We start from the raw sequence: 14,958 nt of genomic DNA, 5'->3' as shown, positions 1-14,958 counted from the left end.
CTTTTAGAGCCTGCGTTTGATAAACGGCAGACGGTCCAAATCACGAATTGAGATAAGGCCAGCTAACAGACTGATTCCGAAATACAGGACCATTCCTATCGCAGAGGCAAATATAAATTGAATCCATTGTACATCTGCAATGGGAATGGAAGTGTATACATAATGCACGCCCGCTCCCATAACGACCATTGCACATAAGGTTTTTATGGTTTCGGTTACTCTTAAAGATAATGAAATAAGACTGACCACACTGTATCCGTGAAGCAGCGTAACCAGAATGCTGTTCACAATAATGGCTATGATGGCGCCATAAATTCCATACTCAGGTTGAGATGCCAGTATTACGATCAGAATGATTTTGACTACTGCTCCAATTAAGGTATTGATGAGTGCCCTGCCCGGTCGATCCATAGCTTGCAGCGCAGCTTGTAAGGGAGCTTGAACATAAATGAACAAGGCGAATGGAGCCATAAGTTTCAGCATAGGGGCTGTATCCGCGTTGCCATATAACAAATTGCATAGCGGGACCGCCAGGATATACATAAGAACAGCAAAAGGAGCACCTGTTACCAGCGCAAGCCGCAACGCTTGATGCATACGCTTGTGAATGGTGGGCAAGTCCTTTCTTGCGGCAGCTTCTGATATGGAAGGAACCAGAGACACAGCAAGTGAAGAGGTTAATGCCCCGGGCAGCAGCAATAAAGGAATAACCATCCCTTGTAAAGACCCGTACTGAGCTGTAGCGGCAGCAGCGGCTATACCTGCCAAGGCGAGACTGCGCACAGTAATAATAGATTCCAGCAGATACGAAAAAGAGCCGACAAGCCGACTTGCCGTAACGGGAATGGATATGCCTAGTAACCGCCGTAATATGGGGGAGTTGGCTTTCACACCTTGTGTATCAGATGAGATAACCTCCGGCTCGAGAGCGGGGTGCTCTGGAGTCGGATTTGTCTGCTTTTTATCTTTTTTAGTAATGACATAATATTGCCACAGAATCGCTAACATTCCGCCAATTTCTCCTACCGTCACACCTAACATCGCTCCAGCCGCCGCCATAGCAATACCCTTAGGAAGCAACAACCAGGAGAACCATAGCATAAAGAATATTCGCACTAAAGATTCGAAGATGGAGGAGAGCGCCGATGGAATCATGTTCTGCTTGCCTTGGAAATAACCGCGGTAGATTGCAGATACGGCGACAATCCCAATCATTGGGATCATGGCAATAAACGTATAATAAACCCGATGGTCTGTTAAGATAACATTGGAGACCCATGAGGCACTTACCAAAGCAACCAAAGTAAAGAAGATTGCAAGTCCAACACTAAGGGCAAGTCCAGTACGTAAAATCAGCCTTGATTTTTCAGGCCGATTCTCTCCTTCTGCTTCCGCAACCATCTTGGCTATCGCCAGTGGAATCCCGCCTGTAATGACAGTAACCAGCACAAGAAAAAAAGGATACGCGAGCTGATACAGACCCACACCTTCTGCTCCGATAATACGTGGTAAAGCAATCCGGGGAATAAATCCAAGCATCCGATTAATGATGCCGGCGGCTAGCAAGATTAAAGTTCCTTGTATAAAGCTCTGTTTCTTCAAAGGTCACGCCTTCTTCCCAAAATGAAATAAAACGCTGGTGAACTTGTCTATTCTTATGGATATGCTGTACCCCTATCTCGGCATGCCTTGTTTTAGTGGCATTAACTTTTTGTGACGGAAGAAGGAAAGCGAAGAACAAGAGTCGAATATCTATGGTGAGCATACGAACATGAGCGATCTTTGGAGGTGTCAACACGTGGAATCGGAACAGTGGAATCATGATCAACATAGTGAAGAAATCGAAGCCATGTGCCGCAGCAAAGCTGAAGAATTCCGGCTCCTCGGCTATGAGTATGTAACCAGCAAGGATATTTGGGATTGCATCAGCCGTAATTATGATAAGGAAGGCTTGCCTCCCCTACATAAGCTGGTAAACGACATTTATTCCTTGAAAGCCAATAGTTACATGAATTATTTGACTATTGCGGCCTATCGGGGGTTGAACTGAACAATAAACCACATATTTCTTTTTGCGAACTGCCTGATAAAGCAGTAAAGTAAGAGAATAATAACTCCATATCTCCTATTAAAACGGATGTCTTGCTGATTTAAGCAGGGGCGGCCGTTTCTTTGTGTGAGTATAGCTCTATCAATGCTGTGAATTGACGGTCATTTCGCGTGTAGCTATAATAGGAATATTGAGTTAATGAAAGGGGAACTAGCTAGAGCATGAAGAGACTAATGGGCTTTTTTATTACCGTGCTCGTTTTGACAGGCGTTATGGCATTTACTACTCCTGGACTGCTGGACAAGGTTAGACTTGGTCTTGACCTGAAAGGCGGATTTGAGATTTTGTATCATGCTGAGCCTATGGAAGCGGGAGCAGCATTGTCCCGAGCTTCTCTGCTGAAGACAGCGGAAAGCTTAGAAAAACGGGCGAATGCGCTCGGAACAAGTGAACCAGAGGTAACTACTGAAGGTACGGACCGTATCCGTTTGAAAATTGCGGGCGTAACGGATGAAGCCGAGGTTCGTAAAAAAATGAAGGAACCTGCAGTTCTGACTTTCCGTAGTGCTGCTGAAGGTGACGCTGAGGGAACTTACAGCAAAATCGAACTGGTAGGTAGTGATTTTGTTGAAGGTGCTGCAGAAGTTGGACGGGATAACCTGAATCAGCCAATCATCAGCATCAAGATTAAGGACAAGGACAAATTTGCAGAGATTACTAAACGTCTCTTAGGAAAGAATCTCGCAATTTACTTGGATGAGAACAAATTATCTGACCCTACGGTACAAGCAGTACTTACCGATGGCAGTGCTTCTATTTCGGGTAACTATACAATTAAGGAAGCACGTGAACTTGCAGACACTATTAACCTAGGTGCATTGCCACTGAAGCTGACGGAGAAATATTCCCAAAGTGTGGGTGCTACCCTGGGTAAGCAATCGCTTGATCAAACGATTCGAGCAGGTCTGCTGGCTTCTGTGATTATCCTTATTTTCATGATCGGAATGTATCGTTTGCCAGGTCTTTTGGCTAGTTTTGCCTTGCTCTTGCATACATGGGCGCTAATTGCGGTCTTCGTCTTCGCAGACTTCACCTTGACGCTGCCTGGTATAGCCGCATTTATTCTGGGTATAGGTATGGCGGTCGATGCCAATATCATTACCAACGAACGGATAAGGGAAGAAATGCGCAGTGGAAAAAGTATACTGTCCTCCGTTAAAGCGGGGAATAAATCCTCTTTCCGGACAGTAATGGACTCCAATGTGACTACTATTATTGTGGCAGCAGTTATGTTTGCCTTCGGTACAGGTGCGGTCAAAGGCTTTGCATTGGTGCTGATTGTAGAAATCGTGCTGAGTATCGCCACGAATCTTTATTTCTCCCACTGGTTGCTTAGCCAGCTTGTCAAAGCGGGTAAGCTGAACAAACCGAAGAGCTTCGGTGTTAAGGAGAGTGAAATCCGTGCGCTTTAAGAAAGAGCTTGATTTCGTACATTTGAGTAAATATTTCTATATTTTCTCTATCGCATTGACAGTAGCAGGATTGATTTTCCTGGCGACATTTGGCCTGAATTACAGCGTTGACTTTAAAGCTGGATCTAATGTGGACATCTCCCTTTCCAAGAATTTGAACTTGGATCAGGTTAAGACTGCAACTAGTGCAATCGATGTCGATCATGAACCAACGATCTCGTTTGGTGATCAGCGTGTGAATATCCGCTATGACGAAGTTCTTGATGAGGCTCAAGATGAAGCCCTAAAAGCTGAAATCCTTAAGCTGGATGACAAAGCATCATTTGAAATTAATACCGTGGACACTGAAATGGCAAAAGAATTGGCACGTAATGCTATTTATGCAGTTCTGATTTCTTGTCTGGGGATTATTATTTATGTAAGTATTCGTTTTGAATGGCGTTTCGCCGTGGCATCGATTGTGGCCTTGCTCCATGATGCCTTTATCGTAGTCGCGCTCTTCTCTATCTTCCGCTTGGAAGTGGATTTGACGTTCATTGTAGCGGTGCTTACGATCATCGGTTATTCCATCAATGATACGATCGTTATCTTTGACCGGATCCGTGAGAATTTACGTTTTGGTAAACAGAAAACTTATGAAGACTTGAAACACCTTGTGAATAAAAGTGTGGCTCAAACGCTCATGCGTTCTCTCTATACCGCATTTACCGTATTTATTGCGGCGTTCTTCCTGTTATTGTTCGGAGGCGAGTCGATTAAGATGTTCTCGCTTGCGATGGTAATCGGCTTGCTCTTCGGAGCTTACTCTTCCATCTTTATTGCAAGTCCACTCTGGTTAGTGCTTAAAAAGCGTGAGAAGGTTAAAGTGAAAAGCAGCCCGAATAAAGGTTAGAAGAAATTAGCATCGAAGTTCTAAATTCTACTTTTCTTATACGTTTAAGAAAGCCGCGTCAAATGCGACGCGGCTTTCGAAATCTTTAGGGTCATGTCATGTGTATTGAATCATCATGAGATTACTTGCTATTGGTAAGGAGGGCCTCGTATGAATAAAGAACGATCACCGCAAAGCGAGACGGTTGCTTGGACAGGGATCATTAGCAATGTTACTTTGGCAGTAGCTAAGGGGAGTTTTGGCTATATTTCAGGGAGCAAGGCATTAATGGGGGATGCTTTGTATTCCGGAGCAGATGCAGCAGCCAAACTGGCGGATATTCTTCCGTGGCGCTCTGAGCAAGGGAGAAAGAGTAAACAAAGGATCGAAGAACGACGGGGCACTAAGGAGCCGCTGCTGGCTATACTTTTTTCGGTATTTATTCTTATGGGGGGACTGCAGATCGCTTTCTCTGCAATCCGCGACTTAACAGATGGAAAATCATCTACACACGGACAGCTGGCGTTTGTAACCGTCTTAGTATCTATTGTGTTTAAAGAAGCTGTATTTCAATATCAATATCGCTACTTTAAAAAAATAGGTGATGGCAGTCACGCTGCATATGTTAATAGTCATCGTTTCAGCTTATATACATCTATCACAGTATTAGTCGGAATTTCATTATCCATGGGTGGTACCTATTGGCATCCTCTATCTTATATGGATCCTATTGCCGCACTCTTAACCGGAGTTTTAATTCTTCGTAAAGGCTATTCACTCATTGCTAGCTCTATTAACACTAAAAATGCGCAGGAGCTTCCTTCGGAGGAAGCCGCTAATTTTATTGAAACAGTGCAACGTGTTCATGGCGTCATTCGCGTAGAACATTTGAAGGCACTTGAGCAAGGGAATTATGTGAATCTTCAAGTGAAGATCAGTGTGAATCCGCGGATTACGGTGATGGAAGCACAGGATATTTCGGAATGCGCTAGGAAGCTGCTGCAGCACCGGTTTGTTCATGTCGGTGAGGTACATATGGACGTTGTTCCTTATGATCCCGGCTATCCGTACAAAAGCAATTATGAATTGCCGGATAATGATATTCCTACGTTGCTTCAGTAGTTTGCAAGGTGAGAGAAAGGTGAGTTCTATTGCTTTATTCAAAAACAAGATGGCAATCTCCGGCAGCCAATCCCGACACAGTTAGGGATATGGCCCGGAGCCTTTCTATTTCTCCACTCTTATCCTCACTATTAGTAAATAGAGGAATGAACACGCCTCATGAAGCTCTAAGCTTCATGGATGGCAGTGAGGAAGAACAGCATGATCCGTTCCTACTCAAAGGAATGGCTGAAGCGGTTCCTAGAATTAGAAAGGCTTTAAAAGATGAAGAACATATTCTGATTTATGGCGATTATGATGCCGACGGGGTGTCCAGCACAGCACTTATGATTCATCTGCTGCGCTATTTAGGCGCTTCCTTTGATATTTATATCCCACACCGCTCTAACGAGGGTTATGGACTGCATAATCATGCCCTGGATTGGGCTTTACAGCAAGGTGTCTCCTTAATCATTACCGTAGATACTGGCATTAGCGCGTATCATCAGATTGCTTACGCTAATGAATTGGGGATCGATGTGATCGTTACGGATCACCATGAACCTCCTGAGCTTTTGCCAGAGGCCTATACGCTTATTAATCCCAAGCTGCCAGACTGCCCTTATCCGTTCAAGGGATTAGCGGGTGTAGGTGTGGCTTATAAGCTTGCTCAAGCTATTCTAGGGGAAGAGACTCCCACAGAATGGGCAGAGATTGCAGCGATAGGAACGGTTGCGGATTTAATGCCGCTGCTTGGCGAAAACCGTGAGATTGTTAGAAATGGCTTGGAAAGTATGCGGCATTCCAGTTTCCCGGGGATTCGTGCCTTACTCGCTGTCAGCGGTGTGAACATGAGCACTGTGACTGCGGTCAATATCGCTTTTGGTATGGCGCCGCGCATCAATGCCAGTGGTCGCCTGGACCATGCTGGACGGGCTGTGTCTCTCCTCACTACCGAGCATGCAGCTGAGGCAGAGCAGCTAGCTGGAGAGCTTGACCTGCTTAACAAAGAACGCCAATTGGTGGTAGAAAGAATTGTTGTTGAGGCCACTGCCAAGCTGGAGCAGATGACACAGGGTGGCGAAATCCCAGACATCATTGTTCTTGCTGATCATGGCTGGAATGTAGGTGTGGTAGGTATAGTGGCTTCCAAACTGCTGGAGCGTTATTATCGGCCTGTGATCATTCTGGATATACATCCAGAGACCGGAATGTGCAAAGGTTCTGCTCGCTCCATACCTGGACTTGATATCTACGCTGCACTTTCTTCTTGTTCTGATTTAATGGATCATTTTGGAGGTCATCCAGCCGCTGCGGGAATGAGCCTGCATCGGGATGGATTAGAAGCCTTTGCTGCAGCATTAAATGAATATGCGTCCGGGGTGTTAACGCCAGAGCATTTCGTTCCTGTTGCTTCCGCTGATGCCGAGGTGTCTATCTCGGATTTATCACTGCAGACCGCGTTAGAATTGGAAAGGCTTGCACCTTTCGGAATGTCTAATCCGTTGCCGAAGTTTATTATTCGCGGGGCTACCGTGAAAGAGACACGTACAATGGGTCAAGATGGAAAACACCTGAAGATTGTATTGCAGCAGGGGAAAAGCAGCATTGAAGCCTTGGCTTTTGGCAAAGGCGCTTTATCCAGGCTGCTACCGGCGGGTACTACAATCAACGTGTTAGCTGAGCTGTCGATCAATGAATGGAATGGCTCACGCAAATCACAGCTGATGTTGCAGGATTTATCTGTGCAGGACGCTCAGTTATTCGATCTTCGTGGTGCTGCTGACGCCGTACGGCAAGCCGCACATATTAGAGAACTACTTCTTCCTTATAGCGGTGCGGGACCGTATCGAGCTGCTGCAGTGTTTCAGAATGGACGTAGTACGCCTGCAAGTGAATTGATAGGAATGTCTTTATGGGTATATGATAAAGAAGCTGGCATTAGCGCCGCTGTTAAGGATGAGCCCCTTCAGGAAGCAGGGCATGTCTCTCTGTTATGCTTACTGGATATGCCGGAGACTCCTGAACAATTGGATGCGCTGCTCCAAACCTTCCCTAATGCTGATAATATTGCGTTATTGCATTCTATCAAGGATGGCAGAGAACGACTTATTACTCCCACACGGGATCATTTCAAAATACTTTATAAACTGTTGGCTTCAATCACTTCAGTTGCAACGCCTGAGAACGAAGTTTTGCTGCGGTTAAGCCGCCAGTCCTCGTTAAGTATCCGCATGCTTAACAACATGCTTGATGTGTTTGAGGAGCTTGATTTTATTAAAAGAAGTCAGGGAAGTGTGGCGTTTATTACTCAGCCAGTAGCAAAAAGTCTGACAGCATCGAGTCATTTTGTCCGACTGGGACAGATGGCGGAGATGGAGCAATACTTCATGGAGGGCAGCCTGTCAGAGTTACAGGACTGGATGTTATCGCGTCGTTTAGGCGTATCATAATCCATGCAAATAGGAACTGCTGAGCGTACCCAACGGTGTATAAAAATGCAACGCTTAAATAACAAAGCGTATGCTTACGAAGCAAGTTTTGCCGATCTGAAATCACTGTAGCTTATGCTTACAAAACTTATAGGAGATGATAAATTTGGATTTTAAAGATAGTATTCGTGTGATTCCTGATTTCCCTAAAGAAGGTATTAGTTTTAAAGATATCACCACATTGCTTAAGGACGGAGAGGTTTATCGCCAAGCAATTGACGCGTTGAAAGCTCTCGTAGCGCACTTGGAAATCGACGTTATCGCTGGACCAGAAGCACGTGGCTTCGTAGTTGGAGCACCTCTTGCTTATGCGATGGGAGTGGGTTTTGTGCCGATTCGTAAAAGCGGCAAGCTTCCATATGAGACTATAGAGGTAGGTTATGATCTTGAGTATGGCAAGGACACCCTTGCTGTTCACACAGATGCTATCAAGCCTGGTCAAAAAGTATTGATCGCTGATGATTTATTGGCTACTGGTGGAACTATTGCTACTTCGGTTAACCTTGTAGAACAGCTTGGCGGTAAAGTGGTAGGTGCTGCTTTTCTGATTGAGCTGGTTGAGCTTGCTGGGCGTAATAAGCTTTCTGGAGTTGAAGTTCTTTCCTTGGTGAATTACGAGGATTAATCTTGTAAAGTTTGTCTTTTCCCGGGAAATAAACGGGGATTCGGCTCTCGAATTATGCTGAAAAGTGCAAAGATTAGCGCGTGACGCAAAGTGTGGAAGTTAAACATTAATTGGAAAATGTAAGATAATAACAGCAGTTATCTGCCTTTTGGCGGAGAGTTGCTGTTTGTATCTGAGTCAATAAAAAAAGCTGCCCAAGTCCATAAATGGATGTTGGAGCAGCTTTTTTAAAATTCTATTTTTACAACCGATTAATGGGCAGTTTTATCACTTTCTCCGCCATCATTAGAGAGTCCAAGCACTTCAATGAGTTTGAAGAACAGTGCCAATACGATACCAACAATTGTAGCCAGCGCCATACCACTAAGTTTAACGTTGCCCATAGTAAGGGTTGTACCACTGATTCCCACAACGAGTACCAACGTAGCCATAATCATGTTCGTAGCTTTGGAAAAATCAACTTTTTGCTCAACGAAAATACGTAATCCGGAAGCCGCAATTACACCAAACAGCAACAGGGATACACCACCCATTACAGGGGTTGGAATATTAGCGATAACGGAGGAGAAAGTTCCAGAGAATGAAAGCAGAATAGCAATCACCGCTGCGCCGCCGATTACATATACCGAATATACTTTAGTCAACGCCATAACCCCGATATTTTCACCGTAGGTTGTATTTGGAGTAGAACCGATAAAACCGGAGATAATTGTAGATATCCCGTTCCCCATCAGGGAGCGGTCAAGTCCAGGATCTTTTGCCAAGTCTCTGCCGACAATATTGCTTGTTACAAGTAAATGTCCAATATGCTCAACGATAACAACTAATGATACCGGGATAATAGTGAATATTACATTCCAATCAAATGAAGGAGTAACGATGGAAGGATGCGCTAAAAATTTTGCATTAGAGATAGCAGCGGTATCCACCATTTTCAAAATATATGCTAAACCATAACCAGTGACGATACCAATAAGGATGTGAATGATTTTTGGAAAACCGCGGAAGAGTACAGCTCCAATTACAGTTACACCAAGCGTCACCATAGAAAGTGCGATTGTTTTGCCATCTGGCGTCCAGTCTGCAACTGCAACGCCTTCAGGAGCAATTAGTCCTGCCATTCGTGCGGCAACAGGTACAAGTTCTAGTCCGATCGTAGCTACGATCGCTCCCATTACTGCTGGAGGGAAAACAACATCAATCCATTTGGTTCCTGCATAACGAATGATCAATGCCACGAGCACGAATATAATACCAGTGACGATAAAAGCACCCAAAGCTAGCGAGTATCCCTTCATGTGATCATTTGGGTAACGACTGAGTACTGACAATACCGGTGCAATAAAGGCAAAGCTGGAACCAAGGTACGCAGGGATTTTACCGCGACAGATCCAAATGTACAGCAATGTACCGATACCATTCATAAGCAAAATCATTCCAGGGTCGACCCCGAACAAGTTAGGCACTAGCACTGTACTGCCAAACATGGCAAACAAATGCTGGAGACTTAATAGAAAGCCTGGGCCCCATGGAAGTTTTTCGTTAACTTGAATTTCGCGTTGCAATGGAGTTCACTCCTCTTTCTTATCTGATATTATGTTGTCCGGCGAAAATCCGCCTTTACTAGATTAAATAGAACTTGGCTTTTTTACAACAACATTTTCACAAGTGTTATTAATTTGTCCGAATTTAATTACTTTTACTTCTGGAATACCATGAGATGGCAAGTGTTGACGTAATCCTCCTTAAGCCTCATAATTATAGACAACTTTGAATAAGGGCGTAAGTAAGCTTGGACAAATGAAATGATTGGAACCTGCAGATTTTTGAACAGTTGCGGGTTCATTTTATTATAGAAAGGAATCGGATACGACGAGAATGGGCATTGAGCGATTAATTGATAAGGCTGGCGCCTATATAAAAGATAAAGATCTTCTCCGCATCCGGGAAGCTTATGAATTTGCCGATCAGGCTCATCACGGGCAGATCCGCAAGTCGGGGGAGCCATACATTCTGCATCCGCTGGCGGTGGCAGATATTGTCGTCAATATGCAAATGGATGTTATATCTATTGTTGCAGCGCTTTTGCATGATGTGGTGGAAGATACGACGGTCTCACTGGAACAAATCCGCGCTAAATTTGGCGATACCTGCGCAATGCTTGTTGACGGCTTAACGAAGCTGGAACGCATTCGCTTTCGCTCAAAGGAAGAGCAGCAGAACGAGAATTACCGCAAAATGTTTATTGCTATGGCTCAGGATATCCGGGTCATTGTCATTAAACTGGCGGACCGTCTGCATAATATGCGAACGTTAAAATACCAATCTGAAGAGAGCCAGCGCCGTATTTCTTATGAGACGTTGGAGATCTTCTGTCCTGTAGCTGACCGGCTGGGGATTTCTGCGATTAAGTGGGAGATGGAGGATATTGCGCTTCGTTACTTGAACCCGCAGCAGTATTACCGGATTGCTAATCTGGTGCATAAGAAGCGGGCTGAACGTGAGCAATTTATCGACAGCGTAATTGGCCGTATTCGTGCCAAGCTGGATGAAATGGGCATTGAAGGTGATCTCTCCGGCCGCCCGAAGCATATTTACAGTGTTTATAACAAAATGAGCACAAAAAACAAGCAGTTTAATGAAATTTATGACCTGCTGGCCATTCGTATCATTGTGGATAATATCAAGGACTGTTATGCAACCCTTGGAATTATTCATACCTTATGGAAGCCAATGCCGGGGCGTTTTAAAGATTATATAGCTATGCCAAAAGCCAATATGTACCAATCTCTGCATACTACTGTGGTAGGACCAGGCGGAGAGCCTACTGAGGTGCAAATTCGCACCTGGGAAATGCACCGCACGGCAGAATACGGGATAGCCGCACATTGGGCATACAAAGAAGGCAGCAGTAATAATGCTAATCCGGAGAATCGGATGCCTTTCTTTCGCGAAATATTGGAGCTGCAGCATGAAGCTAAGGATGCCGAAGAGTTCGTAAAATCACTGAAAATGGATTTTTTCTCAGATCTGGTGTTTGTATTTACTCCTAAAGGTGAGGTTATCGAGCTTCCTGCCGGTTCTGTGCCTCTTGACTTCGCGTTTCGCATTCATACAGAAGTGGGCAATCGTACAATTGGTTCCAAGGTGAACGGGCGGATCGTGCCGCTTGATCACAAGCTGAAGACGGGCGATATTGTTGAGATTTTGACGTCTAAGCATTCTTACGGGCCTAGCCGTGACTGGCTCAAAATTGCACAATCCTCTCACGCAAGAAGCAAAATTAAGCAATGGTTCAAAAAAGAAAAACGTGAGGAAAATGTCGAAAAAGGTCGCGAAGCAATTGAACGTGAGCTGAAGCGCCTGAATGTTGAAGTTTCTGAGTGGATTTCTGATGAAAAACTATTGGAAGCAGCGAAAAAATTCGCTTTTAATGATGTAGAGGATATGTTGTCTGCCGTTGGTTTTGGTGGGATTACCGCTTCGCAGATTGCCTCCCGTTTGACGGAGAAGCTGCGCAAGGAGCAGGAAGAAGCTGCTAATCACTTGGAGCTTACTTCAGAGATGAAGGAGATCAAGTCATCCGGCGAGAGACGAAATCAACCCACCAATGGCGTTAGTGTAAAAGGAATTGAAAACTTACTTGTTCGTTTTGCACGATGTTGCAACCCGGTTCCGGGTGACGACATTGTAGGTTATGTTACACGGGGCCGGGGCGTATCTGTACACCGCCAGGATTGTCCTAACATTCCGGGTGAAGGTGACGGAGAAGAAGCAGCTAGAGTGATTGAAGTGGAATGGGAAGGCACGATGGAAGCGAACTACAGTGTGGATATTGAGATTACAGGCCATGATCGCAATGGACTGCTCAATGAAGTACTGCAGGCTGTGTCCGAGAGCAAAACGAACATTTCAGCGGTCACTGGGCGCTCTGACAAGAATAAGATGGCAATGATTCATATGACCATCCTTATTCGTAATACGGAGCATCTGCAATCCGTTGTAGATAAAGTAAAGCGAGTCAAGGATGTATATACAGTGAATCGGATCATGCAATAAGGCAAGGAGCGAAGTAGTGCGATGAGAGTTGTAGTACAGCGTTGTAAGGACGCCAAAGTAACCGTGGATGAGACAGTGACCGGAGCGATTGGCAATGGCCTGATGCTGCTTGTCGGCGTTACCCATGAAGATACAGAGAAGGATGCCAAATATTTAGCGGATAAAATAGCTGGACTGCGTATTTTTGAAGATGATGCTGGCAAAATGAACTATAGTGTCACGGATACTAACGGAGCTATTCTTTCAGTGTCACAGTTTACCTTATACGGAGATTGCCGTAAGGGAAGACGGCCGAATTTCATGGGAGCTGCAGCTCCTGCGGAGGCCGAGCGTCTTTATGATTATTTTAATCAAGAGCTTAGAGCTGGAGGTCTTCAGGTGGAGACGGGCATATTTGGAGCGATGATGGATGTGTCGCTGACCAATTGGGGCCCGGTTACTCTCATTCTGGATAGCCGCAGCTAACGAAATAGAGGATGTCGAAGTTTGCTTCTGGCCGGAGCTAACTTTCGACATCTTTTTTTTTATGCGGATAGAGCTTCTTTGGGCTGGATAAACTAAATGCAGGCAGATATCACGCATAAGGCAGGAGTTTAAGAATGAGACAATCACAGAAGGCATGGGTATGGAGAAGTATCCCGGCACTACCGACTGGGAGTCCTATGGAAGCCTGTGCATTAGCCAAAAAGCTAGACGGCGAGACCGAACCACTAGTGATCAAAGGAAGAAGCCGCAATCTCTTGCCGCGTACCTGAAGCGGGTGGAAGAGGCGGCTTTTTCGGTGTTGTGTAGGAAGCCTATTTTCAGTTTAAAGGTTAGAAAGCATCCTCATAAGGGTAATAGACCACAAGAAAGAATATTTAGAACATCATTAATTGCTAAAGACAGAGAGGAGAAACTATTACATGAGTAACGTTGCTTTCTTACTGGCTAATGACTTTGAAGATTCTGAAATGAAGGTTCCTTATGATGAAATTATAAAGGCAGGACATCAAGCTGACATTATTGGTTTGAAAAAAGGGGAGACCCTGCTAGGTAAAAAGAAAGAAGTCTCCTACGCAGCAGACAAGGCGATCGCCGATGTTCAAGCTAGTGATTATGATGCGATTGTCATCCCGGGTGGTTCTTCCCCTGAGAATTTACGGCAAAATGCCGATATTTTGAAGTTTGTAAAAGAAGCAAATGAAGCAGGCAAGCCTATCGCCTCTATTTGCCACGGACCGCAAATTCTGATCAGTGCAGACTTGCTTAAGGGACGCACCATTACCTCTTATCCTCCGCTGAAGGATGATGTTGTGAATGCCGGCGCGGAGTTTAAGGATGAGGAAGTAGTGGTTGATCGCAATTACATTACTTCGCGTACACCAAAAGATGAGCCTGCATTTGTTCGTGAAATATTGAAGGTCCTGAAATAAATAAGCAATATTTAAATTAGAGTCTTATAATCCAAGGAGGTAATGGCAATGAGCAGAAAAATCCAAGCATATTTCAGAACTGAAAATGAAGCAGAAGGCGCAAAAACAGCATTGATTAGCTACAAGGTGGATGGCTTGGAGGTTTGGCCGCTCACAGACCCTATCGGCAATGATCGTAATATTCTGTTTCCAATCATTCCACTGGATAGTGCATCTGTAGTTGCAGGCACAACTGGAACGCTTGGAACGGCTAGCACACCTGCAGCTGGAGCTATGCTGGTTCCTGGCATTGCCGCTTCCGACACTAGGGCTGACCCTGAAACACATTATAGTGTGAATGAAGATCAGGTTAGTGCGAACGTGGCAGAAGGAGATCTCGAGGATGGGGATTTAAGTGAACTTCGTTATGTGATGGAGCTAAGTATAGCAGAAGAGAATTATAATGAAGTTGTGGAAATCCTCCGGGGCAAAGGGGCTTATGTTGAACAATTCGAATAGTATTCTATTAAAAATAAACCGCTTTCATGGAATGTAATATAATCGTAATATTACGTACATGATTCCTTAATATAGCGTGTTTATAATAAAGGCATGACCCCCTTTTTAATAATATATGATGATGGACCTGCAGCATTCGGCTGCAGGTCATTTTTTTTGTTACATTATAATTACTGAATAAAAAACTCGGAAGCTGTCAAAATTTATAATAGGCATCCTTTTTAGTACCTTGACTTTAATGCAGTAGTTCAGTAGAATATTAACAATATACGATTTTATCATATGGTTTTGATGACGGGACCAAGTAATTCGAGAACCCACAACTCCAGAGAAGAATCCCCTGTCGATTCGGCTGACATCTACTTAAGTGGATGA

13 protein-coding genes are annotated in these 14,958 nt (G+C 44.5%); 11 read left to right on the top strand and 2 right to left on the bottom strand.

Features of this window, described 5'->3' with window-relative positions; translation table 11 throughout:
- Positions 1 to 3: 3 nt before the first annotated feature.
- Positions 4 to 1,602, bottom strand: a complete 1,599-nt coding sequence (gene spoVB / locus MKZ09_RS26680; RefSeq protein ID WP_076137430.1) for a stage V sporulation protein B — start codon at positions 1,600 to 1,602, stop codon at positions 4 to 6.
- A gap of 196 nt (positions 1,603 to 1,798) precedes the next feature.
- On the opposite strand from spoVB, the gene MKZ09_RS26675 reads away from it, so the two are divergent.
- The 6 genes from MKZ09_RS26675 to MKZ09_RS26650 all read left to right on the top strand — a co-directional run bounded on the left by MKZ09_RS26675 (position 1,799) and on the right by MKZ09_RS26650 (position 8,611).
- The gene (locus MKZ09_RS26675) at positions 1,799 to 2,050 is read left to right on the top strand and encodes a post-transcriptional regulator (protein WP_036677655.1); all 252 of its coding nucleotides are present in this window, start codon (positions 1,799 to 1,801) and stop codon (positions 2,048 to 2,050) included.
- A 221-nt stretch (positions 2,051 to 2,271) separates the two neighbouring features.
- A complete protein-coding gene (gene secD / locus MKZ09_RS26670; RefSeq protein WP_036677653.1) occupies positions 2,272 to 3,522 on the top strand; it encodes a protein translocase subunit SecD in 1,251 nt (416 codons plus the stop codon).
- Complete coding sequence (secF, locus tag MKZ09_RS26665; protein ID WP_052097271.1) at positions 3,512 to 4,414, top strand: protein translocase subunit SecF; 903 nt, start codon at positions 3,512 to 3,514, stop codon at positions 4,412 to 4,414. Before secD ends, secF begins: the two co-directional genes overlap by 11 nt.
- Positions 4,415 to 4,564: 150 nt before the next feature.
- Positions 4,565 to 5,515: a cation diffusion facilitator family transporter gene (locus MKZ09_RS26660; RefSeq protein ID WP_076206458.1), complete on the top strand. Its 951-nt coding sequence runs from the start codon at positions 4,565 to 4,567 to the stop codon at positions 5,513 to 5,515.
- Between the two features lie 29 nt (positions 5,516 to 5,544).
- On the top strand, positions 5,545 to 7,947 hold the full coding sequence (gene recJ, locus MKZ09_RS26655) for a single-stranded-DNA-specific exonuclease RecJ (RefSeq protein WP_076206456.1): 2,403 nt from the start codon (positions 5,545 to 5,547) through the stop codon (positions 7,945 to 7,947).
- Between the two features lie 145 nt (positions 7,948 to 8,092).
- Complete coding sequence (locus tag MKZ09_RS26650; protein WP_076206454.1) at positions 8,093 to 8,611, top strand: adenine phosphoribosyltransferase; 519 nt, start codon at positions 8,093 to 8,095, stop codon at positions 8,609 to 8,611.
- A 251-nt stretch (positions 8,612 to 8,862) separates the two neighbouring features.
- Here the strand turns inward: MKZ09_RS26650 and uraA are convergent, their stop codons facing one another.
- Positions 8,863 to 10,176, bottom strand: coding sequence for a uracil permease (uraA, locus tag MKZ09_RS26645; RefSeq protein WP_038572987.1), 1,314 nt, complete (start codon positions 10,174 to 10,176; stop codon positions 8,863 to 8,865).
- Between the two features lie 313 nt (positions 10,177 to 10,489).
- Here uraA and MKZ09_RS26640 point away from each other — a divergent pair, with 313 nt between their 5' ends.
- The 5 genes from MKZ09_RS26640 to MKZ09_RS26620 all read left to right on the top strand — a co-directional run bounded on the left by MKZ09_RS26640 (position 10,490) and on the right by MKZ09_RS26620 (position 14,583).
- Entirely contained in the window at positions 10,490 to 12,670 is a 2,181-nt protein-coding gene (locus tag MKZ09_RS26640) for a RelA/SpoT family protein (protein WP_036677643.1), read from the top strand.
- 21 nt (positions 12,671 to 12,691) lie between these two features.
- Entirely contained in the window at positions 12,692 to 13,135 is a 444-nt protein-coding gene (gene dtd / locus MKZ09_RS26635; RefSeq protein WP_036677641.1) for a D-aminoacyl-tRNA deacylase, read from the top strand.
- 134 nt (positions 13,136 to 13,269) lie between these two features.
- Positions 13,270 to 13,425, top strand: a complete 156-nt coding sequence (locus MKZ09_RS26630; protein ID WP_162636812.1) for a hypothetical protein — start codon at positions 13,270 to 13,272, stop codon at positions 13,423 to 13,425.
- A 150-nt stretch (positions 13,426 to 13,575) separates the two neighbouring features.
- On the top strand, positions 13,576 to 14,085 hold the full coding sequence (locus tag MKZ09_RS26625) for a type 1 glutamine amidotransferase domain-containing protein (protein ID WP_076105448.1): 510 nt from the start codon (positions 13,576 to 13,578) through the stop codon (positions 14,083 to 14,085).
- A 48-nt stretch (positions 14,086 to 14,133) separates the two neighbouring features.
- Positions 14,134 to 14,583, top strand: a complete 450-nt coding sequence (locus tag MKZ09_RS26620; RefSeq protein ID WP_036677637.1) for a hypothetical protein — start codon at positions 14,134 to 14,136, stop codon at positions 14,581 to 14,583.
- Positions 14,584 to 14,958: the final 375 nt, after the last annotated feature.

The organism is Paenibacillus sp. FSL R5-0908, from assembly GCF_038006245.1.
GTDB lineage: Bacteria > Bacillota > Bacilli > Paenibacillales > Paenibacillaceae > Paenibacillus_AQ > Paenibacillus_AQ odorifer.
The sequence above is the reverse complement of the archived record's forward strand: the minus strand, read 5'-3'. Positions and strand labels throughout refer to the sequence as shown.